Source organism: Pseudoduganella rivuli (assembly GCF_009674485.1).
GTDB classification, from domain to species: domain Bacteria; phylum Pseudomonadota; class Gammaproteobacteria; order Burkholderiales; family Burkholderiaceae_D; genus Rugamonas; species Rugamonas rivuli_B.
The window spans coordinates 151525-177912 of record NZ_WKJJ01000003.1; the positions used below are offsets into that span (position 1 = coordinate 151525).

General features: G+C 64.0%; 23 protein-coding genes. 12 read left to right on the forward strand and 11 right to left on the reverse strand.

Going from position 1 to position 26388, the window contains the following annotated elements; translation table 11 throughout:
* Positions 1-2: 2 nt before the first annotated feature.
* Together GJ700_RS05585 and GJ700_RS05590 are read right to left on the reverse strand one after the other, a co-directional pair.
* Positions 3-1502 carry an efflux transporter outer membrane subunit gene (locus GJ700_RS05585; protein WP_154371680.1) on the reverse strand — a complete coding sequence of 500 codons (1500 nt, stop codon included), beginning with the start codon at positions 1500-1502 and terminating at the stop codon, positions 3-5.
* Complete coding sequence (locus GJ700_RS05590) at positions 1502-2167, reverse strand: TetR/AcrR family transcriptional regulator (RefSeq protein WP_154371681.1); 666 nt, start codon at positions 2165-2167, stop codon at positions 1502-1504. The genes GJ700_RS05585 and GJ700_RS05590 overlap by 1 nt, the downstream gene beginning before the upstream one ends.
* Before the next feature lie 185 nt (positions 2168-2352).
* On the opposite strand from GJ700_RS05590, the gene GJ700_RS05595 reads away from it, so the two are divergent.
* Together GJ700_RS05595 and GJ700_RS05600 are read left to right on the forward strand one after the other, a co-directional pair.
* The gene (locus GJ700_RS05595) at positions 2353-3813 is read left to right on the forward strand and encodes a DUF1800 domain-containing protein (protein ID WP_154371682.1); all 1461 of its coding nucleotides are present in this window, start codon (positions 2353-2355) and stop codon (positions 3811-3813) included.
* A 2-nt stretch (positions 3814-3815) separates the two neighbouring features.
* A complete protein-coding gene (locus GJ700_RS05600; RefSeq protein ID WP_154371683.1) occupies positions 3816-5159 on the forward strand; it encodes a DUF1501 domain-containing protein in 1344 nt (447 codons plus the stop codon).
* 17 nt (positions 5160-5176) lie between these two features.
* Here the strand turns inward: GJ700_RS05600 and GJ700_RS05605 are convergent, their stop codons facing one another.
* The 6 genes from GJ700_RS05605 to GJ700_RS05630 form a co-directional block, all read right to left on the reverse strand.
* A complete protein-coding gene (locus tag GJ700_RS05605) occupies positions 5177-5815 on the reverse strand; it encodes a PEP-CTERM sorting domain-containing protein (RefSeq protein ID WP_154371684.1) in 639 nt (212 codons plus the stop codon).
* A gap of 299 nt (positions 5816-6114) precedes the next feature.
* Entirely contained in the window at positions 6115-6918 is an 804-nt protein-coding gene (locus GJ700_RS05610) for a response regulator (RefSeq protein WP_154371685.1), read from the reverse strand.
* 24 nt (positions 6919-6942) lie between these two features.
* Positions 6943-8295 (reverse strand): hybrid sensor histidine kinase/response regulator, encoded by a 1353-nt coding sequence (locus GJ700_RS05615; RefSeq protein ID WP_371867842.1) that lies wholly within the window; start codon positions 8293-8295, stop codon positions 6943-6945.
* 94 nt (positions 8296-8389) lie between these two features.
* Complete coding sequence (locus tag GJ700_RS05620) at positions 8390-9121, reverse strand: 2OG-Fe dioxygenase family protein (protein ID WP_154371979.1); 732 nt, start codon at positions 9119-9121, stop codon at positions 8390-8392.
* Between the two features lie 81 nt (positions 9122-9202).
* Positions 9203-9514 (reverse strand): hypothetical protein, encoded by a 312-nt coding sequence (locus GJ700_RS05625; protein WP_154371686.1) that lies wholly within the window; start codon positions 9512-9514, stop codon positions 9203-9205.
* A 78-nt stretch (positions 9515-9592) separates the two neighbouring features.
* A complete protein-coding gene (locus GJ700_RS05630) occupies positions 9593-10066 on the reverse strand; it encodes a MarR family winged helix-turn-helix transcriptional regulator (RefSeq protein WP_154371687.1) in 474 nt (157 codons plus the stop codon).
* A 143-nt stretch (positions 10067-10209) separates the two neighbouring features.
* On the opposite strand from GJ700_RS05630, the gene GJ700_RS05635 reads away from it, so the two are divergent.
* The 3 genes from GJ700_RS05635 (at position 10210) to GJ700_RS05645 (ending at position 13805) form a co-directional block, all read left to right on the forward strand.
* Positions 10210-10491, forward strand: coding sequence for a hypothetical protein (locus GJ700_RS05635; RefSeq protein WP_154371688.1), 282 nt, complete (start codon positions 10210-10212; stop codon positions 10489-10491).
* A gap of 75 nt (positions 10492-10566) precedes the next feature.
* Entirely contained in the window at positions 10567-11661 is a 1095-nt protein-coding gene (locus GJ700_RS05640) for an HD-GYP domain-containing protein (protein ID WP_154371689.1), read from the forward strand.
* Between the two features lie 116 nt (positions 11662-11777).
* Positions 11778-13805, forward strand: a complete 2028-nt coding sequence (locus GJ700_RS05645; RefSeq protein ID WP_154371690.1) for a CHASE domain-containing protein — start codon at positions 11778-11780, stop codon at positions 13803-13805.
* Here GJ700_RS05645 and GJ700_RS05650 read toward each other — a convergent pair.
* Positions 13799-14626: a sugar phosphate isomerase/epimerase family protein gene (locus GJ700_RS05650; RefSeq protein ID WP_229506822.1), complete on the reverse strand. Its 828-nt coding sequence runs from the start codon at positions 14624-14626 to the stop codon at positions 13799-13801. The genes GJ700_RS05645 and GJ700_RS05650 overlap by 7 nt on opposite strands.
* Positions 14626-15459 (reverse strand): phytanoyl-CoA dioxygenase family protein, encoded by an 834-nt coding sequence (locus tag GJ700_RS05655; RefSeq protein ID WP_154371691.1) that lies wholly within the window; start codon positions 15457-15459, stop codon positions 14626-14628. The genes GJ700_RS05650 and GJ700_RS05655 overlap by 1 nt, the downstream gene beginning before the upstream one ends.
* A gap of 108 nt (positions 15460-15567) precedes the next feature.
* On the opposite strand from GJ700_RS05655, the gene GJ700_RS05660 reads away from it, so the two are divergent.
* Positions 15568-16500 carry a LysR family transcriptional regulator gene (locus GJ700_RS05660; RefSeq protein ID WP_229506823.1) on the forward strand — a complete coding sequence of 311 codons (933 nt, stop codon included), beginning with the start codon at positions 15568-15570 and terminating at the stop codon, positions 16498-16500.
* On the opposite strand, the gene GJ700_RS05665 is transcribed toward GJ700_RS05660, so the two are convergent.
* Positions 16497-17543 carry a M29 family metallopeptidase gene (locus GJ700_RS05665; RefSeq protein WP_154371692.1) on the reverse strand — a complete coding sequence of 349 codons (1047 nt, stop codon included), beginning with the start codon at positions 17541-17543 and terminating at the stop codon, positions 16497-16499. The genes GJ700_RS05660 and GJ700_RS05665 overlap by 4 nt on opposite strands.
* A 179-nt stretch (positions 17544-17722) precedes the next feature.
* On the opposite strand from GJ700_RS05665, the gene GJ700_RS05670 reads away from it, so the two are divergent.
* From GJ700_RS05670 to GJ700_RS05695, 6 genes are all read left to right on the forward strand, one after another.
* Positions 17723-18205 (forward strand): hypothetical protein, encoded by a 483-nt coding sequence (locus GJ700_RS05670; RefSeq protein ID WP_229506824.1) that lies wholly within the window; start codon positions 17723-17725, stop codon positions 18203-18205.
* Positions 18206-18320: 115 nt separating this feature from the next.
* Entirely contained in the window at positions 18321-18803 is a 483-nt protein-coding gene (locus GJ700_RS05675) for a cache domain-containing protein (RefSeq protein ID WP_154371693.1), read from the forward strand.
* A gap of 237 nt (positions 18804-19040) precedes the next feature.
* Positions 19041-20633 carry a hypothetical protein gene (locus GJ700_RS05680; RefSeq protein WP_154371694.1) on the forward strand — a complete coding sequence of 531 codons (1593 nt, stop codon included), beginning with the start codon at positions 19041-19043 and terminating at the stop codon, positions 20631-20633.
* Complete coding sequence (locus tag GJ700_RS05685; protein ID WP_229506825.1) at positions 20630-22171, forward strand: hypothetical protein; 1542 nt, start codon at positions 20630-20632, stop codon at positions 22169-22171. The genes GJ700_RS05680 and GJ700_RS05685 overlap by 4 nt, the downstream gene beginning before the upstream one ends.
* A 10-nt stretch (positions 22172-22181) precedes the next feature.
* A complete protein-coding gene (locus GJ700_RS05690) occupies positions 22182-22664 on the forward strand; it encodes a hypothetical protein (RefSeq protein ID WP_195763794.1) in 483 nt (160 codons plus the stop codon).
* A gap of 12 nt (positions 22665-22676) precedes the next feature.
* Positions 22677-26369 (forward strand): tubulin-like doman-containing protein, encoded by a 3693-nt coding sequence (locus tag GJ700_RS05695; RefSeq protein WP_229506826.1) that lies wholly within the window; start codon positions 22677-22679, stop codon positions 26367-26369.
* The last annotated feature ends 19 nt before the right edge of the window (positions 26370-26388 follow it).

Consider the following 26388-nt stretch of genomic DNA (forward strand, 5'->3'; position numbering starts at 1 on the left):
CGTTATCGGTTATTCGCGGTGGCGTTTGCGGTGTTGGTGACGTCGGCGGGATTCCAGCCGCCGCCGGCCGCGCGGTACAGCGCGACCCAGGCCGCGCTGCGTTCCTGCTGCAGCGCGATCACCGTGTTTTCAGCGGCCAGGCGCATGCGGCGTGCATCTTCCAGTTCCAGCAGGCTGGCCATGCCATTCTTGTAGCGGTCTTCGGTGGCGGTGAACGCGGCGCGGTAGCCCGCCAGCGCGGTTTGCGCATCGGCGGCGCGTTCGCTGGTGGCGTTCAGCGTCACCAGCGCCTGTTCCACTTCGCGCACGGCGTTGCGGATGGTGGCGCGGTAGGCGACGACGGTGGCGTCATAGCGCGCCTGCGCGGCATCGACGTTGGCGTGGCGGCGGCCGGCGTCGAACACGGGCAATTGCAGCGCCAGCGGACCCACGGTCCACGTATCGAGTTGCGTATTCTGGCCGCCGGTGCGGAAATTCGCCGCGCCGACGGAGCCGGACAGCGACAGGCGCGGATAGCGTTGCGCCTGCTCGCCGCCGACGTCGTAGCTGGCGGCCGCCACGTCGCGCTCCGCGCTGTAGACGTCGGGGCGCTGGCTCAGCACCTGGGCCGGCAGCGACGCGATGGCAATGGCGGGACCTGCGTTGGAAGACGGCGCCGCGGCCGGCGGCGCGATGCTGGCGGCCGCGTACGCGGTCGCTGCGCCGGCGGCCAGCCGGCTGCGCAATTCCGGTTCCGGGACGGCGGTCAGCGCGGACAACCCCTTGACGGCAATGTCGCACGTGGCCCGCTGCGCCGTGGCGCGGTTGCGGCCATCGGCGGCGCTGGCGCGCGCCATGGCGGCATCGGCGGGCGACACGAATCCCGCCTTGGAACTGAGCTCCGTCAGGCGCGCCGTATGGGCGCGCGATCCCGCATCCTGCAGGGCGACGGTTTGCATTTGTTCGCAGGCGCGCAAGCCGTAGTACTGGTTGGCGGTTTCCGCCGCCACCGACACGCGCGCCTCGTGCCAGCCCGCATGGGCGCCTTCCAGGCGCGCCTGCGCGGCGTTACGGGCCGAGCGCCTGGCGCCGAACACGTCGATTTCCCACGATGCCTGGAACGCGCCCTGCACCGTGGTACCGGTCGGGATGGACGACTGCTGGCTCATGCGCTGTGCGCTGGCCGCAAAGTCGACATTCGGGACCAGCGCGGAACCGGCGGCCACGCGGTCGGCGCGCGATTGCGCGATGCGGGCGGATGCCTGGGCCAGCGTCGGGCTGGCCGCCTGCGCCGCTTCGACCAGCTGCGCCAGCAGCGGGTCGCCCTGGTTGCGCCACCACTGGTTGAGGTCCGTGACGTCGCCGTTGTGGGGCAGGGCCGCTTGCCATTGCGCGGGAATGGGCGCATCGACCTTGGCCGGGGGCGCGGTCAGCGCGCAGCCAGTCAGTGCCAATGCAGCGGCGGCTGCCAGTGCCAGCGTGGTACGCCGGGCCGGCGCCGCCGCAGGATGGGTTGAATTCATCAGGATTCCTTTTTACGTATACGTGCTTCGGCCTCGATCATCGCTTCGGCAAAACCGGTGAACCGTTCGATCCACGGGCCGATCGCATCCGGCCCGTTCAGCAGTTGCGGCGTGATCGTGCTGACCACGTCGCTGCCTACCATCAGCAGCAGCGCCTGGGACGCGACGCAGAAGGTCAGGCGGTGGATTTCGTCATCCGGCTCGGCCAGGCCGAGATGGCGGCAAATGATGCGCGCCATCGCTTCATGTTCGGGACGGATGTTGTTTTCGATTTCATTGGCCCACAGCCCGGTCGGTTCCAGCATTTCACGGAACCACAGGCGGTTGCACAACTGCGAAATGTCGCCTTCGCGCAGGGGCGCCAGCATCTGGCTGAAAAAGATTTCCAGCGACTGGCGCAACGTGAGGTGGGGTTGGTCGTACGAAGCGATGTTCTGGTGCGGGTCCAGCGACATGGCGGCAAAAGCGGCCCGATACAGGCCGGCCTTGTCACCGAAGTAATAACTGATCGCGGCCACATTGGCGCCCGCCGCCAGGGCAATTTCGCGGGTGGAGGCTTTGGCGTAACCCTGTTCGGCAAACAGGCGCATCGCGGCCAGCAACAGCCGCTCGCGCGATTGTTCGCCGTCGGAGCGCGATTTCTTGACTTTGTTTCGGTCGTTCATCTTGACATTTAACCACAAGATTCAAACGATTGATATAAGTCAAACGATCGTTTGATTAAATATTCATTCGAACGTAACATTTGCTTACGATCTAAACATGGCAGAGGCGGAAAGGGCAGGTGACGGCGGCTACACTGGCAGCTGGATGACCTGACAATGTTATTGCGACACCATGGAGGGCAAAGATGCGAGCATGGCGCAAGTTGTTACTCTTATTCTGGTTTGCGGCGGGCGCGGTGCTGGCCGAAGCGCCGGAACCGCAGGACCCGCCGGAGGCCACGCAGGAGGCTGGAGGGGAGGCCGCGCAGGAAGCGCGGGCCGCGGCGCTGCATGTGCTGAACCGGCTGGCTTACGGCCCCGCGCCCGGCGATATCGACCTGGTTGTCCGCATGGGACCGCAGCGCTGGATCGCCCGGCAATTGCAGCCGGAATCGCTGCCGCTGCCGGAAGCGTTGTCGGCCAGGCTGGCGGCGCTGGCCACCGTGCAGATGCCGGCCGGCGCCGTGCTGGGGCAATTCCAGGCCGCGCAGCAAGCGGTGCGTGGCGAGGAGGAGGGCGCGAAGGAACAGCGGCGCGCCGTGCTGGCCCGCATCGCGAAGGAAACCGCCGAGGCGCGCCTGCTGCGCGCCGTCGCCAGCCCCCGCCAGCTGGAAGAAGTCATGGTGGATTTCTGGTTCAACCACTTCAATGTCTTCGCTGGCAAGGGCCAGGACCGGGCGCTGGTGGCCAGCTACGAGCGCGACGCCATCCGCCCTTACGCGATGGGCAATTTCCGGGCGTTGCTGGGCGCCACGGCCAGGCATCCGGCGATGCTGTTTTATCTGGATAACTGGGTCTCGAAAGCCGGCGGCCTGAATGAAAACTATGCGCGCGAATTGATGGAACTGCACACCCTGGGTGTCGACGGCGGCTATACGCAGCGCGACGTCACCGAGCTGGCGCGCATGCTGACGGGATGGACTTATGCGCCGCGCCGCCTGGTCGACGGCAATGAAACGTTTTATTTCGACGCGCGGCGGCACGACAACAAGGTCAAGCAGTGGCTGGGCCGCACGGTGACGGCTGCGGGCCAGGCGGAAGGCGAGATGGCGCTCGACGTGCTGGCCGCCCATCCCGCCACCGCGCACCACATCGCGTACAAGCTGGCCCAGTATTTCGTCCAGGACCAGCCGCCGGCGGCGCTGGTGGAGCGGCTGGCGCAGCGCTTCACGGACACGGACGGTGATATCCGCGCCGTGCTGCAAACCCTGTTTGCCAGCAGTGAATTCATGGCGCCTGACGTGCGCGGCGCGAAATTCAAGACGCCTTACCAGTACGTGGTGTCGGCCTTGCGCGCGGCCGGGGCGCCGTTGGCGCCGGACAGTGCGAAAGCGGCGCTGTCCGTCCTGAACCGCATGGGCATGCCGCTGTACGGCTGTCAGACTCCGGATGGCTACAAGAATACCCGGCAGGCGTGGCTCAATCCCGACGCGCTGGCGCTGCGCATCGGCTATGCGGTCTTGCTGGGCAAGGATGCCGACGCGGCGGCGCTGTACACGGCATTGGGGCCGGCCATTACGCCGGCCACGTGGCGTACGGTCGACACGGGCGCGCCCCGGGTGCAGGCGGCGCTGTTGCTGGGCAGTCCCGACTTTATGGAGCGGTGATCATGGAACGACGCGATTTTTTGACGCTGCTGGCGGCCGGTGCGGGCAGCATGGCGCCGCTGGGGCATGCCGCCTGGGCCGCCACCGCACCCGCTTCGCAAGACACGCGGCGCAAGCTGGTGGTGGTCATGCTGCGCGGCGCGGCCGACGGCTTGAATATCGTGGCGCCGGTGGCCGATCCGGATTATGTCCAGGCCCGTCCCACCATCGCGCTGGCGGCGCCGGGCAAGGATGACGGCGCGCTGGACCTGGATGGCTACTTCGGCCTGCATCCGGCGCTGCAGCCGCTGATGCCGCTCTGGCGCGAACGCAAGCTGGCGTTCGTGCACGCGTGCGGTTCGCTCGACCCCACGCGTTCGCACTTCGATGCGCAGGATTACATGGAGTCCGCCACGCCGGGCATCAAGAGCACGCCGGATGGCTGGATGAACCGGCTGGCCGCGGCCTTGCCCGGGACGTCCACGCCGACCCGCACCCTGAGCATCGGTCCCGTGTTGCCGCGCATCCTGGCCGGCGCGGCGCCGGCCGTGAACCTGGCCAGCGTGGCGTCCGCCAGCAAGGCCGGCGTACTGGAACGGCCGGCGCTGGCCAGCGGGTTTGACCGCTTGTACGAAGGCCATCCGCGCTATGGCAAAGCATATCGGGACGGGCGGGAGGCGCGCCGCGAAGTGATGGCGGCGGCGGAAGCGCAGCCGGCGATGCAGCCGATGGCGGAGCCGAATATGCAGGCTGATTTGCAGGCGACTATGCCGCCGGCGATGCAGTCAGGCGCGCAGCCCGGCATGCAACGCAACTTGCAGCAGGAAATGCTGGCGGCAAACAATGGCGCGCCGCTGCCGGCGGGCTTTCCCGACGACGCGGCGCGGCTGGCGACCCTGATGCGCAGCGACCCGAATATCCAGCTGGCGTTCTTTGCGCTGGGCGGTTGGGATACCCATGCGGGGCAGGGCGCCGGCACGGGACAACTGGCCGGCAGGCTGTCGCCGCTGGCGCTGGGCCTGGCGCAGTTTGCCCGGCGCCTGGGGCCGATGTTCGACGACACGGTGGTGGTGGTGATGTCGGAGTTCGGCCGTACCGTGCGGGAAAACGGCAACCGCGGCACGGACCACGGGCATGGCAACGCCATGTGGGTCATGGGCGGCGGCGTGGCGGGTGGCAAAGTGCTGGGGGACTGGCGCGGCTTGTCGGATGGGGCATTGCATGAGGGGCGCGATGTACCCGTCACGACGGACTTTCGCGCCGTGCTGGCGCAGGTCGCGGAACAGCACTTGCGGCTCGATGCGCGCCAGCTGGCGCAGGTATTTCCCGGCTTGCCAGCCGGGGCGCGGCTGGCATTGCTGGGCTGAGTGACGCGGAAGGGGGCTTAGCTGCGGCGGCGGCGCGTTGCCGCCATGGCCATCAGCGCGGCGCCAGCCAGCGCCAGCGTGCCGGGTTCCGGTACCGAGGCGGGAATTTCCGAGACGACGAATTCCAGCCCGAAGCCATTGACGTTGGCGCCGCCCAGGTTACCCACGGAAAACGCGAGGCCCGTGTCGGCGAACCGGCCGCTCCACGCGCCCAGGAACAACGGGCGGTAATCGTCCGCCAGGTCGGAGCTGGTGAAGACGTCCGTGCCGTTGATGGAATAGTGAATGAAGGCGTCTTCCAGGAAGAAATTTCCCAGCAGGTCAAAACCGTCTCCGTCGATGCCGATGCCGGTGTCGCCTGCTTCACCCGGGATCGGGAACAGGTCGCCCGTGGCGCTGACGTTCACGAAAATGCGGTGCAAGCCGCCGCCCAGGTCGGTTTCCGTTTCATTGACGAACAGCGTTTCGCCGGCCCGGGTAAAGAGTTCCGTTACGCCGTCATAGGTATTGGTCATGTGCTGCGTATTGCCACTATTTTCGCCGCTGATATAGACAGAATAATTTGAGCCGGATGCGACGACTGGCGCCGCATGCGCCGTGCCACCTAGCCATCCCGCCAGCGCGAGACATCCCGCCGCAACCATGGTCTTGTTCATGTTTTTCTCCTGGGTATTTTTTTGCAGAGACTTGCAATAATGAAAAGCAAATTTTATACCATTTAACTAAAAATGATACATATCAATCAACTAGCTTTTTGGAAATATTTTTCTAGAGGAAACATGTAAAGCTTTGCGACAGGCAAAAAAATGCCCGCATCGAGGTGCGGGCGAATCCAATGTTCCGGGAACGTTTGGAGGAGACAGGTTCAATATAGGAACGCCGGTGGTGCATTGCAATACCGTAGAACTACGATATTTTCAATTGCTCACGCGTTTGAGTGGTCGGGTCAGACTGGTCAGGTTGACCGAACGGGCAGCGCGGCGTCCAGCGCGGCGGCCAGTTGTTGTGGCTCGAGCGGGTGGGCCAGCAGGACGGGAGCGGGATGGCGGGCGGCAATCGCGGGCGAGATGGCATCACTGTCGGCAGCGCGGATGGCCACCATGGGCAACGTGGGCCAATGACGCGCTGCCGCATCCAGCAAGGCGTTCGCGTGGTCCTCGGGACCGTCCAGGTCGCACAGCAGCAAATCAAAAGACTGGCCGGCGCAGGCATCGGCCTGCGCCGCGGTGGCAGCGGTGGTGATGCTGTAGCCGAGGTGGCCGGCGATGCTGGCGGCCAGGCCGCAATTGTCGGGCGCCGCATCGAGCAAGAGCAGACGGCGTGCGCCGGGCAAGGTTGCGGCATCGTCCTGGACGGCCGCGCCGTCATGGCTGTCGGGCGCCACGCCGCGCTGGTGCGGCGCCAGCCATGCTTCCAGCGACGGAATCAGGGCGTCCGGTTCCAGCGACTTCGGTAAATGGCCGTCGAAACCCGCGGCGCGCAGCGCTTCCCCGCCATCGGACACGGGCAGCGCGCTGGCCGCGAGCACGGGAATGGCGCGTGTGCGTGGATCGCCTTTCAGGCTGCGCACCACGCCATAGCCATCGAGGCGCGGCAGATGCAAGTCGCACACGATCAAGTCGGGCAAGGCGTCGCGCGCCAGCTCTACGCCTTCCACGCCGTCATAGGCGCACAGCGGCTGGTGGCCGAACGCGGACAACAGGTAAGCCAGCAAATCCATGTTCGGCTGGTTGTCTTCGATGATGAGCACGCGCGCCATGCCAGCTCCTGCCAGTTTGCCGGGTTATTGCTTGTTCTTCACTGCCAGCGTGAAGGTGCTGCCATGGCCGAAATCGCTGCTGAAGAACAGCGAGCCGCCAATCAGGTTGGCCAGGTTCTGGCACAGGTACAAGCCCAGTCCCGCGCCTTCCGCATGGCGGGTCGACGTCGCATCGAGCTGGGAAAACGCCTGGAACAGCTTGGCCTGGTCTTCTTCGCGGATGCCGGAACCGCTGTCGGCCACGGCAAATTCCGTCACCATGCCATCGCCGTCCGCGCGCTGCAACAGGCTGATCCGCACCGTCCCTTTTTCCGTGAACTTGATCGCATTGTTGGCCAGGTTGATCAGGATTTGCGTCAGTGCGCGACGGTCCATGTGCAGGATGATCGGTTGCGGCGCCACGGCCACTTCCAGTACCAGCCCCTTTTGCTGGGCCAGCGGACGCAGCGTATCGGCCACTTCGGCGATCAAGGCCTGGCACTGCACATCTTCCATCGACAAGGTGACCTTGCCTGCTTCGATCTTGGCCACGTCGAGGATGTCATTGATGAGGGAGAGCAGGTGCCGCGCACTGTTGCGGATGGTGTTCAGCTGCTTGTCCTGCTCGGTCGTCAGCGGGCCGGGCAGTTTCATCAGCAGGGCGCCCGTGAAGCCGATGATGGCGTTCAGCGGCGTGCGCAATTCGTGCGACATGTTGGCGATGAAGGCGGACTTCATGCGCGACGCTTCGGCCAGTTCCAGGTTCTTCAGCGCGATTTCGCGGTTGATGGTTTCCAGTTCGCCCGCATGGTGCGCCAGCCGCATGTTCAGCTCGATGACTTGCCGTTCGCGGGCCTGCAATTCACTGTTGACCTGCACCGCCTGTTCATAGGTGGAAATCAGCAAGTCGAGGATTTGCTGGCGCTCGGCATTGATGAAGTGTTTCTGGTCGCCCAGGTACAGTGCAATGCCCACTTCCATGTTCTGGTTGCGGCGCAGCTTCTGGTTGACCAGCATGTGGCCGATGCGGTTGAGCAGATAATCTTCCGCATAAGGTTTGCGGATGAAATTATCGGCGCCGCATTCGATGCCTTTGATAATGTCTTTCGGGTCGGTCAGCGATGTGACGAGGATGACGGGGACATCGCGCAACTCGCTGTCGGACTTGATGGCGCGGCACAGTTCATAACCGTCCATTTCCGGCATCACAATGTCCGACAGGACCAGGTGGGGCTTGCGTTCGCGGATCGCTTCCAGCGCCAGGCGCCCGTTGGCGGCCACGCGCGCCTTGTAGCGGACGGACTGGATCAGCCGGCGCAATCGTTCCGCCTGCGTCGGGCTGTCCTCGACGATCAGGATTTCTATTTCACCAGGTTCGATTTCATAACTCGAATCCACTGACAGCCTCCAATAAGTTTTCACGTGACTATATCGGATTTGACTAAAACGCAGGAAACTTTTGGTCGGCTGGCGTATAAGCCCCCGGGGGGGGTTACTCTCCCTGAAAGCCGCCGCTGCGGTAGGTCAGCACCAGCGTGTCGCGGTGGCCGTGCTGGCCGACCGGCTGGATCGGCGTGGATTCATGGATGACCGTGGCGTCGTCCAGCAGCAGCATGGTCCACGGTTCCGTCATCGTGAAGCGTTTACCGTTCGGGCCGCCTGCTTCGAAGATGCGCGTTTCGCCGCCCTTGACGCCATGCCGGCCAACCAGCAGCACGGCCACATAATCGACGCCGTCGCGGTGCGCGCCTTCCGGCGTCGGGCGGCCGATGCCGTCCGTCGTGTCGATGCGGAACTGGTGCGCTTCGATGTACCACGGCTGTTTGCCGCGCACGCCGGAACAGATCTCTCCCACGGCCGACAGCAAGCCGCGCCATGCGGGATCGGTAGCTGTTTCCGGCAGCACGGGTTCGAACAGCCGGTGCATGCCGCCATGCAGCGCGTTGTACTCCAGCGGCTGCCAATGGGCGCGGTGCGGGCTCTGCGCCAGCTTGGCTTCATCCTGGATGAAGCATGAATGGCGGCGGCGGCGGTAGCGGCCGCCATCCTTCAGGTAATTATCCAGTTCCAGCGTGTCCCAGCTGGGAATCAGCGCGTTCAGGCCGGCCAGCGAGGTGCCGGCGAGAGCGGCCACGTCTTGCGGATGCATCAGCGCATAGCCTTCGCTGCGCAGTGCCGCGGTAATGCTCTGGGGATGGGTATAGATCGGGGCGTAAGTCGTCATCGTCATCGGGGCATACAGTGATTGCCCCTATTCTACGACGGCTGTCGCCCCCTTGCTGGGCAGGCGATGCTTATACCTGGCTTATGCGTGGTCGGCGAAGACGATGTCGAACGGCGCATCTTTGGCGATGCCCAGTTGTGCTTCCTTGGCTTCCAGCGCGAAATTCAATTCAAAGATGGTGCGGGCGTCGCCTTCCACGCGCATCACCATCTGGCCGGATTGGCCTGGATGGCTGATGGTGCTGGGAACGATTTCCTGGTCGCGGCGCAGCGCATGCTGGTGTTCCCGCAGCACCTGGCGGGCGGCTTCCACGTGCAGGGCGACAATACCGGGGGCAACCCCGAAGCGGGCGAACGCTTGTTCGTCATCGTCGGGGTAAACAGACTTGCTCATGATGAACTCCAGACTGTTGAATTCTGCCATGATAGCCCGAAACTGCCTGCCTGAATCAACCCGCCCCATGCACTTTTTTTAAGCACTTTTCATCAGGCTGTCGCGCAGGGTATTCAGCTGTTCTTTCATGCCCACCACCTGTTCCAGCGAACACTGGGTCGCGTTGATGATGGCTTCCGGCAGCTTTGCCGCTTCATGGCGCAGCGCGTCGCCGTGCGCGGTCAGCGCGATGATCACTTGCCGTTCGTCGTTGGGGCAGCGGGTGCGGGTAATCAAATCCGCCTGTTCCATGCGCTTGAGCAGTGGCGTCAGGGTGGCGGAATCGAGGAACAGGCGTTCGCCCACTTCCGAGACCGTCTGTTCGTTTTTTTCCCACAGCACCATCATGACCAGGTATTGGGAATATGTCAGGTTCAGGCGGCGCAGCAGTTTGCGGTACAGCTTGTTCATGGCCAGCGACGTGGAATACAGCGCAAAGCACAGTTGCGCATCCAGGCGGGGCACCTGTCCCAGCGCGGGCAAATGGGACGGAGTAGACGGGTTGGTTTCCATGTCCGCAGTATAGGTAGTGCACTATTAAATTGCAAGCTCGCGACAAAAAATCGCTTGCCAGCCTTTGCCAATTTGTCTATTGTTTAAGCAGGTCTGTCTCTACGCAAGACAATGTTGGACCAAAATCAAGGGATGCCGAGAAAATGAAATGGACTCCGGAACTCAGGGGCGAAGCGCCGCCCCTGATGCTTGTTGAACTTGATCCACAAGCCGTGATTGACGGCGAACGCTTCGATGACACGTACCTGGCGCAGGATGTCGTACCGGCCGGCGCGATGCGTGAATTTTGCCCGGCATGCCGCAAGGGGCAGTTGCAACTGGTTCTGCGTCAGGATAATGTCCGTGTCGCCCACCTGTTCTGCTTCCATTGCACCCGCTGTTTTGGCGCCTTGCTGGAAGACGGCACGCCGGCCCTGTGCGAATAAGGCGTGTTGGCCCATCCCCGGCGGAGCCTTGCGGTATGATGTTGTCTGGTAACTAAAGGGATAACGGGAACCGCGATGAATGACCATCAGAAGGCGATCGTCCTGATCGCCGATGCCGTGCCGGATAACTTGCTGTGGCTCAGCAGCCTGCTGCACGAATACTATGACGTCAAACTGGCCGCCGATGGCCACGCCGTGCTGCGCATCGCGCAGGAAGTGCCCCGTCCCGACCTGTTGCTGATCGATGCCGCGCTGCCGGAAATCGATGGCTCGGAACTGTGCCGCCAGCTCAAGCGCAACCCCGATACCGCCGCCATTCCCGTCTTGCTGGCGATCCCGCAAGGCCATGCCGCCGATGAACAGCACAGCTTTGCCGCCGGCGCGGCCGACGTGCTGCATACACCGCTGGTGCCGGAAACCGTGCTGGCCCGCGTGGCCAACCATTTGCAGTTGTGCCGCTCAGCCGAATTGCTGCGCCACCAGCGCCTGCACCTCGAAGAACTGGTGTCCGAAACCACGCAGGAATTGACGCAAATGATCGACGCCGTGGTATGGGCCATGGCATCGCTGGCGGAGACCCGCGATTACGAAACCGCCAACCACCTGCGCCGTATCCAGCATTACATCACCGTGCTGGCGCGCCAGTTGCAAAACCACCCGCGCTTTTCCCACGAACTGTCCGCCCGCAACATCGGTTTCCTGTACCAGGCAGCGCCCCTGCACGATATCGGCAAGGTCGGCATTCCCGATGCGATCCTGCTGAAACCGGGGCCGCTGACGGACGAAGAATTCGCGCAGATGAAGTTGCACACCGTGTATGGCCGCAATGCGATTGCCGACGTCGAACAGCACCTGGGCTTTTCCAACAACTTCCTGCGCTTTGCACGTGAGATCGCGTACTCGCACCAGGAAAAATACGATGGCTCCGGTTATCCGCAAGGGTTGGAAGGCGCCGCGATTCCCGTGTCGGCGCGCCTGATGGCCGTGGCCGATGTGTACGATGCGCTGATTTCCAAGCGGGTCTACAAACCCGCCTTCACCCATGAAACCGCCATCGAGCTGATCCGGCAGGGCAGCGGCGAGCATTTCGACCCGGACGTGGTCGATGCGATGCTGATGGTGGAGGAACAGTTCATGGCGATCGCTGCCGAGTTCCAGGATCCATGCTGACAAGTTACTAGCAGTGTTGTAGCCGGGATAGTTGATATATATCAACCGTTCTTCACTATGCTATAGTCCTCGCATCGGGCGGCAAAATGCCGTCACGCAATCGAGGGGCACTCGGCATGCGGATACACGGTTACCTGGCGTTCATCCTTGGACTCTGCGTCACTGTGTGGGTATGCCTGTTCGTGGCAGATGCCCAGCAGCAACTTGTGCGCGCGAATTTCCAGCGCGACGCCGACAAGATCGCCCGCGACACCTCCGTCCGCCTGCAAACGTATTTCGACATGCTGCTCAGCATCAAGGGCTTGCATGCGGTGGATAGCCAGGTCAGCCGTGTCCAGTTTTCCCGTTACGTGCATGAATTGCGCCTGACCGAGCGCTATCCCGGTTTCCAGGCCATCCAGTTCGTGCGCCAGGTGCCGGCCGGCGACCTCGCGCGCTATGCCGCCGCCGTGAAAAACGATGCCACGCTGGTACCGGGCGGCTATCCCAACTTTAATATCCATCCGGCCGCCGCGCGCGATGTACATTACATCATCGAGTACAACGAGCCCATGGCCGGTAATGAAAATGCGTTCGGCCTCGACCTTGGCGCGTTGCCGCCGCACCGGCGTGCGCTGGAAATGGGACGGGACATCAACCGCATCGTCGCCACCGAGCGCATCACGCTGGTGCAGGACACCAGCGGCCAGCCCGGTTTTGTCGCCCGTGCACCGGTTTACCGGCCGGGTGCGCCAATCGAAACCGTGGAACAGCGGCGCGCCGCACTGGTCGGGTTTGTTGCGATCGTGTTCCGCGTCCATAACCTGATGCGCGAAGTGGTCGATACGCCGCTGTTGGCGCACATGACCATCCGCATCAACGATGCCGGCTACCAGCAAGACCGCACGCCGGCCGCACCGACCCTCGATAACCTGATGTTCGACAGCGCGGGCAAGGTCGGCAGCACGCCGCGGCCCGCGATTTTGCCGGGACTGGCGACGGACATCGGCCTGGACGTGGGCGAGCGGCGCTGGGTCATGCATTTCGAAGGCCATGCGGGCACGCGCTACCCGGACGGCACCGTGTACGTGGCGTGGATCGGTGCGGCCGGCACGCTGATCAGCGCGCTGATCGCCATGCTGCTGGTGACGGCGCTGAAGCGGCGCGCGCTGGCCGAGCAATTACAGCGCGATATCAAGGTGCGCGAGCAGGCCGAAGCCGCGCTGGTGGAAACCCAGCGCGGGCTCGAGCGCAGCCTCGATGAAGTGGCGGCGCAAAAAGCCAGTGCGGAACTGGCGCACCGCGACTTGACGCTGGTGCTGGCCACGCTGAAGCAGGCGCAGGCGAACCTGATCACGTCGGAAAAAATGGCGTCGCTGGGCGCGCTGGTAGCCGGCATCGCGCACGAATTGAATACGCCGATCGGCAACAGCCTGTTGACCGCCTCCGCGCTGGACGACATGGTGGTGGCGTTCGAACGCAAGCTGGCCGAAGGCGGCGGCATCAAGCGTTCCGCACTGGACGAGCACCTGCACGATACGCACCATGCCTGCAAGATCCTGGCTGGCTCGCTGAACCGCGCGGCGGAACTGATCACGTCATTCAAGCAGGTGGCGGTGGACCAGACCAGTGGCCACCGGCGCCGTTTCAACCTGGGCGGCGTGGTACGCGACACGGTGGCGACCTATGCGGCCCAGCTGCGGCGCGCCAATTGCGAGACCACGATCGACATTCCCGATGCGCTGGAATTCGATTCCTACCCGGGCAGCGTCAGCCAGGTGCTGTCGAACCTGATCAGCAATGCGCTGCTGCATGCGTTCGATGGCCGCCATGGCGGCAAGCTGCACATCCGTGCCCATGAACTGGAACCCGTGCCGGGGCAGGAGCGGAGCGTTCTGCTGGAATTTTCCGATGACGGCGTCGGCATGGCGCCGCGCACCTTGCACCAGATTTTCGATCCTTTCTTCACCACCAAGATGGGGCAGGGTGGTTCCGGCCTGGGCATGAATATCGTCTACAACATCGTCACCGGCGTGTTGCGGGGATCGATCTCGATCCAGTCGGAGCCGGAGCAGGGCACCACCATTTCCATCGTGATGCCGATGGTGGCGCCGCTGCGCACGGCGGAAAACGAGGAAGCGGCGGAAGACCAGCTGCATCAATGATTGCCGTAGCGGGCTTTCAGCAAGTCTTTCATCGCCACATTCAATTCCCATGCATTGGTGACGGGTTGCTGCGTGTACGGCAAGGTTTGCGTATAGGGCGCCGGGCCGAATTCCGGCGTGATCGTCATCAGCGTGTCGCCTGCCGCGCGGCGCAATTCCACCACCTGGTCCCACCAGTTCAAGTGCGCGGCCAGCGCGTCGGCATGTTCCGGCGCGCGGAAGTCCGCCACTTGCGGGCCTTGCGGGTGGCCGACGCGGGCGTGGATATGGCGCACACGGGGCAGGGTCGCGGCCAGCGTGTCCGGCTGGTCTTCCAGCAGCGATTCGCAGGCGCAGCACCAGTGCGACAAGTCGGCCGTCAAGGCCAGCTGCGGCAATTCGCGCAGGTAGGGCAGGAGCAGCATCGGGTGGCCGGAAAAGCGGCTGCGGTGGATTTCATGCACGATCGGCACGCCGTACTCGCGCGCAATGCCGTCGGCCAGCGCCAGCAATTCCAGGTTTTGCTCGCGCGTGTACCAGTCCTTGCCCGTGTGCGAATTCACCAGCACGGGCCGGGCTTCGCAGGCATTGCGCAGCAGGCGCCCGAGCGCCGCCTTGTGCTCGTCGAACCGCGGGTGGAACACGGTTTCCCACTGCGCCGCGATCAGCTGCAAGCCTGCATCGGCCATGCGGGCGGCCCAGTCGGCCCGGACTTCGGCATCGGCGGGCACCGACATTTCAATGCCGTCGAACCCGGCGGCTTTGACTTTGGCGACGAAGATCTCGGCCGGCAATTCATTGCTGCCCCACTGCGGGGCGAAGATTTTGATGTCCAGGGCCATTAAATGAACCCCCGCACAGGGAAGGCGGCGTCGCGCTGGATCCAGTTTTGCGGCGAATACGCGGTGCGGCCGTCGGTCACGTGCAGCGTGTAGGCGTGGCGCGAGACGGGGGAGCGGTTGGGCGCGCTGTAATGGGGCAGCAAGCCGTGGAAGCACACCAGGCTGCCCGCCTTGCATTCCAGCGGCACGGCGGTGGAATCGTCCGGCCATGGCGTGCTGTCCAGCTTTTCCATGCGGATGTCGTTGCCATTGCGCAGGAAGCGCTCGCGCAGCGGCGTGCGGTGGCCGCCCGGTTCCGCCCACAGGCAGCCGTTTTCCAGCGTGGCGTCTTCCAGCGCGAACCAGAACGTGGTCACGCTGATCGGCGTCGTGTCGAAATACGTGGCGTCCTGGTGCCAGCGCACTTCGCCGCCAATGCCCGGCTGCTTGAAGATATACATCGATTGCCACACTTGCGGCTGTTCCAGGCCCACGTCGCACGCCACGGCCGCCAGCCGCGCATCGGTGGAAAACGCGCGGAACACGGGGTCGAGGTCGTGCATCGCGTGGCCGATCTTGTTGATCGACAGCGACTTGTCCTGTTTCAGCTTGCCCTCGGCGTCAAAGGCTTCTTCTTCGAAGAAGCAGCGGATGGTGTTATCGGAGCGCAGGAAATAGTCGTCGGCCGCCTGGTTTTTCGTGGAAAACACGCCTTGCGCCACCGCCGGATCGAATTCGTTGACAATCTGCCCAGCCCGCTCGCGCAGGCGGGCGATCTCGTCCAGGCTTTTGAAATTGGGGATGACGACATAGCCGTCGCGCTGGAATTGTTGTTTCTGTTCGGTGGTCAGCATGGCAAAACACTCCTGATGCATAAGATGGTTGCATTGTAGGACGGCGGCGCGGCCGCGAATACCGCCAAACTGTTGACACATTGTCTCCAAACTGTTGACAATCGTGGCATGGACCAATTGAAAGCCATGGAAATCTTTGCCGAAGTGGCGCGCCTGCGCAGCTTTTCCGCGGCCGCGCGCAAGCTGGGGCTGACGCGCGCCATGGTCAGCAAGCAGGTATTGCTGTTGGAAGAAAAATTGCAGGCGCGCCTGCTGCACCGCTCCACCCGCGAAGTGAGCCTGACCGACGTCGGGCAGGCTTACCTGGAGCCATGCATGGCGGCGGTGGCGCAGGCGCGCGAAGCGGCGCGCGCAGTGTCCCGTGTTGTGGCGCATGCCGGAATGGGGTTGGCGGGGCCGCTGCGCATCCAGGCGCCATCGAGCTTCGGCAGCCTGTGGCTGTCCGGCGCCGTGGCGCGCTTTGCCGCGCCGCATCCGCAACTGGCGCCCATGCTGTACGTGGATGACGCGCTGCTCGACCCGATTGCACATGGCTTTGACTTGACGATCCGCGTGGGCGGCATCCCGGACAGCCACGCACTGGCGCTGCGGCCGCTGGCGCCGTGCCACGGCGTGCTGTGCGCCAGTCCCGCCTACCTGGCGAAAATGGGACGCCCGCAGGATCCGGACGAGTTGCACCGCCACCGTTGCCTGCACTTCAGCCATTTGACGGATGGCGCCACCTGGCGTTTTGAAAAAGATGGCGTGCAGCGCGCGGTGCGCGTCGATGCCGCGTTCACGGCCAATAACGGCCTGGTGTTGCACCAGGCGGCGCTGCAAGGATTGGGGATCGTCTACAGCACCACCTTCCTCGCGTGGCAAGCCTTGCTCGACGGTTCGCTGGTGCGCGTGCTGGGCGACTGGTCGCTGCCGCTGAACCACCTCAGCGCGCTGTACCCCGCCAGCCGCCAGCCCAGCCCGAAAGTACGGGCGCTGATCGATTTCCTGGTGGCGGAATACCAGCCGGTGCCGCCATGGGATAAAGCGTTGGCGGACCTTTAAGGTTGCCAGGCGCCGTCGCGGTACACGGCCTGGTCGCCCAAATACACGGCTTCCGTCACGGCAAACACATCGACGTGGTAGCGCGCATCCTTGCGCTTGAATTGCGGCTTCTGGTATTGCCCGTGCTTTGCCCCCAGCGACAAATGGATGCCGCACATGCGTTCATAGGTGCCGATATCGTTGACCATGCAATCGCGGGAAAATGCGCGGTTCATGCCGAAGCCCAGTTCGCGCAGCCACACTTCGCCCTCGTGCTCGCGGATGATGGCCAGCATGTTGTCGAATTCCGGCGTGGAGTCGAGCGCACCGGTCACGCGGCCGTTTTCCACGATCATGGTGATCGGCTGTTCCGGCTTGTTGACGAGGAAGTGCGTGTCGCCGAACACGAACACGCGCACCGTGCCGTTGACCGCTTCCAGGTCTTGCGCTTCCGTGAACACTTCGCCGATGGGGAACTGGCCGCCGATATTGTTCATGCCCGTGTAATCGCCGATATTGACCTTGGCGCCTTCCAGCGGGCTGTCGAAACGCAGCAGGGCGCCATTGCCGCTGTCGACCACGGCGTTGGGCGCGGCATTGATGCGTTGTTGCAGCGCGCGTCCCACACCCCGGTAATACGCCGGGTCATAGGCCAGCGACGCGATGTAATGCAAGCCCTGTTCGCCCGGCATGCGCGACAGGTGGATATGCTCGATGACCTTCAAGCCCCGCTTGAACAGTTCGATGCGCAACCGGTACGCTTCCAGCCGAAAACTGGTCGATTGCACCAGCACCACGAGGTCGCGCGCGGCCAGCGCGGCGAAGGCCGCCAGCACGTCGTCCGGCGCCACCGTATCGAAATCGATAAAGCGGCCGTCCGGCAGCGCGCGCCGGTATGCCGCTTCCAGCGTGCGGCTCAGTTCCGTGCGGCGGTCATATACCACCAGCGCCTGCTGGGCGGGGCCATGTTCCAGCGCCAGGCGCACGGTGTCGGCGACATTGCGGGCCGCCTCGTCCGCCACCTGCGGCGGGAAGCTGGAATGAGAAGTATTACCGTCGGTCATGTTGCGTTTTTCAGCCAGAAACTATCCATTATAAAGGTGGCGGTCGTCCCGCCCGCCCGGCCCGGGTGTTTATTCTTGTACGGCGCAAAAGCCCGCTGTAGAATCGTTGAGATATAGCCGAACGGAAACATTTTCAATAGATTCAGATTCGGCACTGACCATACAGCGCGGAGGGAGCGATGGCAACAAAGAAGGGACAGGAGACGATGCAGGAAAAAGGGCAGGACTTGCCCCTGGAGCGGCCCGATGAACCGGATGGCCGCGCGGCCCTGTTCGTGCCGACCGCCAGCATCAAGGAAGACGTGTTGACGGCCGTGCGCCTGGGCGCGGCCATCGTCGGCTTCGGCAACCATGACCGGACCCTGACGATTTACTATGAAAGCAACCGTTTTTCCGAACCCACGCTGGTCAAATGGGAACAAAAGGCGCGCAAGGCGTTCGAGCGCCTGTTCGACAACCTGCCCACCACGTCGAAGATGACGGCGAAAATGGACCATTTCGAGCAGGTCGGCTATATCAGCAACAAGGGCATCACGATCCGCCGCATGGAAAAGCTGCGCGGCTGGCTGGAACAATCCGATGCGCTGGAAACCGCGCCGGAAACCGAAGTCATCACGTGGGCGCCGCCGCCTCCGCCGAAAAAAATCGTTGCCGACGATTGAACTGTTTGATTTGCGTCAATCAGGTTGATTGAGCAGTGACAAAATGTAGAGTTGCTCCAAGGCATGTGTTAAGGTTTTCTTGCAGGAAATCTCATACCTATCTTGGAGAAAGTACATGAAGCAACTTCGCACGCTGTTTGCCGCTTTTCTCACGCTGTGCCTGGCCGTTGCCGCATCGTCGGCGCTGGCCCAGGAAACCCACCGCGGCACCGCCGATGAAGCGGTGGCGATGGTGAAGAAAGCGGGTGCTTACCTGGAAAAGAATGGCCGTGACAAGGCCGTCGCCGCCTTCAACGATCCGAAGGGCGAATTCATCAAGGGTGACCTGTACGTCTTCATGTTCGGCATGACGGGCGACCAGCAGGGCGTGGCGCTGGCGCACGGCCAGAACCCGAAAATGGTCAACAAGAACCTGATGGAACTGAACGCAGGGGGCGTGTACCCCATCAAGGAATTCCTGAAGATCGCCAACAGCCCGGCCGGCAAAGGGTGGGTGTCGTACAAGTGGCCCAATTCCATCAGCAAGAACATGGAAGACAAGTCCACGTACATAGAAAAATACGGCGACGTCCTGATTGGCGTGGGTGTGTATAAATAAGTTCCCCGCCGCTTCCACACGCAGCACAATACGCCCCGCCCCGCGGGGCGTAGTCTTTTCAGGCATGAGGTGGATCATCCCGGTTGTTTGATCCCCGTTTATACCTTCCAAACGGCAATTCATCCGTATTCCAGCCCGATATCACCCGGCAGCGGGTGGCATCGGTTATGATGGAAAGTGCAACACGGGCCCGCTTTCGACGGGCGCGTGGCTGGCAAGACTTGAACGAGCGCATACATGGCATACAGATGGGAGACTTCCGACAGCGTCTGGCTGGAGGATGAACGCAAACGACAATTCGAACTGGCGCAAAGCCGGGGCATCAGCCGCATCGAGTGGCAAGCCCACGCGCGCGGCCGCCTGCCCGACGTGGCGCAATTGCTGGGCGCTTCGCTGCCCGCCTGCGGCCATGGCGACATTTATCCCGAAGGTTTTGTCTATTGCCCCGAGTGCGGCGCGCCGCTGGCCATGCATGGCGGTGGCGACCGCCTGCCGCCATGGTGGGGACCGTCGACCGCGCCGCTGCCGGCCGATGCGTATCCGTTGCCGAAATACCTGCCATTGGGCTTGCCGCTGACGGCGCAGCCGCTGGCCGCTACCCTGGAAACCCGCAAGCCGGAACCGGAAGTGGGTGCGCCCGACGAAAAAATGGCCGCGCCGCCCAATGCAGTGTGCGTGTTTGCCGCCGGCCACTTCGGCTATGCGGCGCAGCGCCTGCTGGCGCTGGCGTACACGCGCAACGTGCTGCAATACTGGGATCCACTGGCGCGCCGCTGGCATTTGATGGCGGCTGAAGAACAGACGGCCGACCTGTCGTTTACGGCGTCCGCTTATGCGTGGCTGCCGGCCGTCGCCGGGCAGCGGGGCGAAGTGGGCATCGTGCCGGGCGCCCATGGACTGGCCCGGTTGATCGTCAATCCCGTCAATGAAAGCTACCGCACGGAGACGGTGCTGTCCGCGCCGCTGGCCAGCGCGCCCGGCATGGCGGCCGGCCGTATCGCGTGCCTGCTGGCGACGCCGGCCGGCGTGCGCCTGTGGACGGCCAATGCCGAAGGCGCCGATGGCGAAACGCTGGACATCGCTGCGGTCGCCGTGCATGCCGGCGCCATGGCTGCAGGCGATATTCCCGATCCGGACGAAGACGCCACTGAATCCGCCGCCACGCCCGTCGCTACGCACGTCCCCATTCCCGCCGCCGGGTGGTCGCGTCCCGTCTGCTATGACGGCAAACTGGTGTGGCTGCACGAACTGGGTGAAATCTGGTGGCGTCCCGGCAGCGCGCCGCAATGGCTGCCGTGGCCATCGGGCTGGACGCCGCGCCTGCAATTCGGCGGCCCGGTGCGCAGCCGCGACGGCCGCCTGTGGCTGATCGGCCATGACGGCCAGCGCTATTCGTACCGTGAACTGGGTGCGGTGCGCGCGCAGATCCAGCCGCTGGATGGCGCCCGGCTGGGCTTTTGCACGTTGCTGTTCCGCCGTGGCCACCAGGTCAAGGATGAACCGTGGGCGGTGGAAAACGTGGAAGACCAGGGCGGCGCGGACGAGCTGGTGTTGCCGCTGCTGGAAAACGCCAGTTCCACGCGCGAACAGCCGACCGGCCTGGTGCTGCGGGTGGAAGCGTATTCCGGCAAGGCCGAAGCGGCGCTGCAAGAGGCGGTGCTGCCGCGCGTGCTGATCGAATGGGTAGGCCAGCGCAACGTGATCCTCGATGAAGCGGTGCGCCTGAAACAGCCCGCCGATTGCCAGCCCTTTGTCTACGATAACTGCCTGTGGCTGCACCACCCGTCGTGGAACGACGTGCGCGGCTGGCGCCTGGAACCCCAATCATGACCAACGTGACCAGTTGGCCCAACATGCCATTGCGCGCAAGGCAAGCGGCGGTGGCGGCACTGATATTGGCGGCATCCACTGCCACCCAGGCCGCCTCCCACGTCTTCCTGGTACAAAACTCCGGCTGGATGGAAGCGTTCTACACCGACCCCGCGTCCCAATACAAGCCGCTGGTAACGGAAGTGGTGCTGGCCGCCGTCCAACCGGGTGACGCGCTGGTGCTGGCGTCGTTCAACCAGTCGCTGCCTGGCGCGCCGTCGCCGAAAGCGCTGCTGGCCGCCAAGGTGGACAAGCATTCGCAGCGCACGGCGGTGCAGGGCGCGCTGGCCGGACTGGGCGTGGCGAAAAAGCCCGGCAGCACGGCGCTGGCCGATACCGACCTCGGTGAAGCCGTCAGCAGCGCGATCGGCACGGCGCTTGGCAACAAGGCGGGACTGGTCTGGCTGTTCACCAACAACAAGAACAGCCCGAACAACGACCAGGCCACGTCGCGGCGCAACCGCGAATTCTATGAATTGATCCACCATGGCGCCAACATCAAGAAGGCGCTGGCGTTCCCGCTGCACATGCCGGTCAAGGGCCGCTACAGCGCCAACGGCTTGATGATTTACGTGTTCGCCATCGGCGACGAAGGCGCGCGCGACCTCGATGCGCTGATGCGTTCCGGCCGTTTGCAGCAAGTGGTGACGGAAACCCCGGCGCGGTTGAAACCGCTGGACCAGGACACGGTGCGCCTGACGCCCGTGAAAGTCGAGAACGTGCCCGGCGTGGCGTTTTCCACGCAAGCCAATGGCGTGCTGCGCGCCGATATCGACGCCGGCACGCAGGGGGCGACGGCCAACCGCGCGCAGTCCAGCAGTGCGGCCCGCATCGGCTGGCGGCTGGAAAACACCATGTACCCGTACACCATCACCAGCGCGCGGCTGGAAGCGCGTTCGCTGCTGGCCGGTGCGCAAACGCCGATCCTGCTGGGGGCGGACGCCGTCACGGGCCTGGCGCCCGGCAAACCGCAGCCGCTGTCGTCCGCCATGCAATTGCCGGTCGCGCACTTGCCCGGCAAATGGTCGCTGGCGGCGGTGAAGGCGGCCGGTTCCGCCGCCGTGCTGCCGGGGGCGATTGAAGTCACGCTGTCGGAACAAAAACTGGAATTGTCGCAAGCGTTCCGCCAGCGCATGGCCAGCCTGTTCCCCGGCGATCCGCTGCCGGATATCTTCACGCCGCCGGAACAGGTGCAGGGTTCACGCGCTGTGCTGCCGCTGGAAGTGCGCATCCGCTATGGCGTGGCGCCGCTGATCGGTTTGCTGGGCGGCGCGGCCGCGCTGCTGGCCGCCGCCGTGGCGCTGGCCATGGCCGCCACGCGCACGCGCAAGGTGTGGGTCACGGTGGAAGGGGAGCCACGCACGGTGCACGCGAAACCGGGCACGGTGCAGCCGCTGCACGACCGGGCGGGCAACAAGGTGGCGGATTTGAAAACTTCGATGTTTGGAACCACATTGACGGACGTGCGCCAGGGCGCACAGGTCCGGTTAGGAAAATAACAGGATAAAAATGAAAGAACAAAACGACATCCAGCTGGCGCAAGCCAACACCGACCCGGGCTTCAAGATTCCAGGCAGCGACCAAAAACCGGCCAGCGCACCGGCCGGCTCATCGGCCAGCGCGCCCGTGCTGTCGGATACGCCGCCGGCGCAGCCAGGCACGCCGATGGAAGTGGCGCCGGTGCAGGGCGCCCCGGCCACCGATACGTCCACGCGCGACGTGGCGGTGGGCGGCGCGATTTTCCTGGTGTTGCTGGTCGTGTTCTTCTTTGCCCGCAATGCGTATGCGAACCACCTGGTGCGCCGCCGCGTGGCGCCATCGTCGGCCGATACGGCGGGCTGGCTGATGTTCTTCGGCCTGTCGTTCCTGTCCGGCGCGCTGGTGCTGGCGATTATCAATTCCAGCAAATTCCTCAGCCTGGCCGTGACGGGCACGCTGCTGCTGGCAGGCGTCGGCGCGCTGGCGGGCGCCTTCTTCACCGGCCGCCGTTAATTCAGGAGAACCATGATGGCGGACTTCCCAGGCACCAGTACGGAAAAGAAGGCGGAACTCAAGGTTGACTTGCGGCCCACGCTGTTCATCGGCGCGGGCGGCACCGGCATGGAAGTGATGATGCGCATCCGGCGCCGCATTTTGTCGGCTGTCTGGAACCGCCATCACCCCACGCGCGTGGAAGCGATCGGCCAGTTCCCCGTGGCCCGCTTCCTGCACGTGGACCTGGATAACGGCGCCGTCATCGATGAGGGTAAATCGCAGCGCACCGACCCGTGGTATGAACTCGTTAAACTGTCCGACGAAGAGCGGCTGGTGGAATCGATCGACCTGACGCAATACCACGAATCGGACGACAGCCTGGCGCGCTTCCCGCTGATTGAAAACTGGATGCCGCTGCGCCCGAAAAAACTGCGCTCGCTCGGCATCGATCCATCGAAGGGCGCGGGCCAGATCCGCGCCGTGGCGCGCCTGTACCTGTACGATAAATATCCGAAGCTGCGGGGCCGCATCAAGGGCGCGCTGAATTTCCTCAGCAGTAATGCGGGCAACGAGCGCAAGGAAAATTACCAGCGCCTGGGCTTGCAGGTCGATACGTCGAAATTCCGCATCGTCGTGATCGGCTCCAACGCGGGCGGCACGGGCGCCGGCACGTCGATCGACCTGGGCTGGATCGCCAAGGCCATCGCGCGCCAGGAAGTGTCGGACAGCCAGGTCGACCTGGTGATGTTCATGCCGTCCGGTTACGCCAAGGCCAACAAGGAACGCACGGAAGCCAATGCGTACGCGACGTTGATGGAACTGGAAACGTCGATGCGCGACATGAATGCGCAAGTGCGCTGGGCCGATCCAGACAGCCTGGTGGGACGCGGCGCGCCGTTCGACGACGTGTATTTCGTCGACACCGCCAACCTCGCCAACAAGGCCACCAACGACGTCAAGGACGTGTACCAGATGGTGGCCGATTCGCTGTTCGAGGATTTCGCATCGGCCGACTTTGCCAACAAGAAGCGCTCGGTGGCCGTCAACCAGCAACAGCACAAGCTGGGGCCCTTCAATCCCCGCGTGCCGGAAAACCGCTTTGGCGACATGCGCCTGTCGTATTCGAAAGTGTATTCGGCCTTTGGCCAGGCCGTGCTCGATACGCAGCAGGGCTTGCGCGACGATATCCGCGCCTATGAACTGGCCGGCCTGATGGTGAAAGCGTTCTTCGGCATCCTCGGCAGCGATGGCGCGCCCGCGCGCCGCGCCGGCGACCAGGAACGCGACTTGTTCATGCGCGAACAGATGGCGCTGGCCGAGCGCCCGTTCGCGGAATTCCCCGACTTCCGCAAAGGCACGGTCGACGTCACGCCATTCCAGGAATATGCGCTGACCGACCGCCTGCTGCTGGACAAGGATGAACGCTCGCTACTGGAGCGGGTGGAATCGAAAGTGCAGCTGGAAATCGACCGCATCATGGCCGATTACGACTTGAAGCAGTGGCGCGAAAAGGTGGCGGAACTGTTGCCGCACCTGGAACGCGACGCGATCCGCGAAGCGGGCGCCACGGCGGAAACCAGCGAAGACCGCTTGAAGCGCCACACGTCCGAACTGCTGGTGAAACTCAAGGGCCGCGCGCGCGACCAGCTGTATGCGCTGCTGGACGACCGCAAGCAGGGCGGGCTGGAATTCGTGCTGTCGCTGCTGGAGCAGATCAAGGCCCGCATCGCCCAGCGCGACCTGGGCCATATGGAGCGCAACGGCAAGCGTTACCGCGATATCCGCGACGCGCTGCGCACGCGCCAGGTGGAAGAGTCGCTGAACAACCTGTCGCAGGCCGCCACCAAGTTGTTTGGCAAGGATGCGCAAGCGCGCGAAGTGATGGCGCATTTGAAGCGCGACATCGCCGATTACCTGCGTTTCCACTTGCTGGCCGTGGCGGCGGGACAGGCGGTGGAAGTGCTGAAAGCCCTGTCGTCGTGGCTGGGCGATACGCAGTCGGTCGATGAAAAAGGCCAGCCCGTGTGGAGCGGCATTGCCGGCGAATTCCAGGAAGGGCGCCGTTGCGTGGAAGCCATGCTGGGCGCCGTCGACCAGCGCATCGCGCAATTGCGCGCCGATGCGCAGCACGAACACGCGACGTACATGAAGCTGGCCAGCGACAGCGTGCCGGAAGCCGTCAAGCTGACGGGCGACGTGTCGTCGTGGAGCGAGGAAGTGTTGCTGGAATTCGGCGGCTCGGCGCGCCTGTTCCCGCAACTGGGCGACGACAAGCTGCGCGCATCGCTGCTGCTGAAACTGTTCCGCCGCGCGCAAACGCAATTGAGCAGCGAAGGCCTGGAACAAGCGCAGCCTGCCGATCCGCTGCTGGAGCGCTTGCAGGCGATGTCGCCGCAGGAACGCCAGCACATCTTCAATGAATGGATCAAGAGCGCCATGCCGTGGGTGAACGCCCGCTTCTCCGCGGAATTCACGCCGAGCGCCGACCAGTTCAAATGCTTCATCGGCGTGGGCGACGTGCATGCGTGGAAAAAAGTCGAGCATGAAATCAAGGCGGCCGTACCGACGGGATTCTTCCACGGCGACCTGGTCTCCATCGTCAACACGGGCGTTAGCGGGCGCGCCGTGTGCTATATCGAATTGTCCGGCGTGCCGATGACGGTGCTGCGCGGGCTGCCGACATGGCGCACGTCGTACCAGATCGAAAACCCGAAAATCCCGACCCATTTGCACTTCGATTCGACCCGCTTCCGCCATCCGATCGCGCCATCGATGGATGAGCTGAACCGGCTGGCCGACGATTACGAATGGTTCCTGCAAGCGATCGCGCTGGGCGTGGTCAAGCGCAAGGCCGACCTGGCGGACCGCGAAGCGCTGTTTCAGCCGAAGGGCCAGTACCTGTTCGAAGTGGAACCGGGTTCCGGCGAGTGGCTGCAGATCGGTAACGAATATGCGATCCGCTCGAACGGTTTGCCGCCGTATTACCGCGACCAGGTGATCGCCGCCGTGCGCCTGCGCCTGGGCACGATGGGCGCGCACCAGTTCGCGCTGCTGGCCGCGCTGATGCGCCACTACCAGTTGCGCGTCTACCAGCCCAAGCTGGAAGTCGATGAAACGGGGGCGGAACTGCCATCGCCGTCGTTGCCGAACATCACGGCCAAGCGCCTGCACGACGCGTGGGTCAAGCGCGCGCAGGCGGCTGCCGCCAGCGCGTTGCCGGAAGCGTTTGTCGAACGGGCGCTGGCCGCGCTGGCGCAGTGGAGCGATACCGTTCCCGGTTCCGCCACCGATGCGTACAGCTGGGAAGTGCAGCAGCCGGCGGAAAAGCGCGTGCTGAAAGGGGAATACCTGGCCAGCGACGCGCTGGCGGCGTCCGTGTTTGCGCAAGGCGCCGCGCCGGCCGCTCAGCCGGTTCAACCTGTACAGGTGGCGCCGGTGGCCACGGTGTACGTGGCGCCTGCCATCGCGGCCGCGCCGGTTGCCGCTGCGGCGGGACCGCTGTTCAAGGTCTTCGTCAACAAGACGCAGCAGGGCCCCTACAACTTGCACGAACTGGCGCAGCGCATCGCGGCAGGCGAAGTCACGGGCGCGACCAAGGTGTGGAACATGCAGTGGGTGCCCCGTGTCGACCAGTGGAAACTGGCCAGCGAGATGGCGGACATCGCGCCGTTGTTGGCGGCCGCGATTCCCGACCCGCATGACGATATCCCCGATCCGGAATAAGGACAGCAGTGGAAGCAGC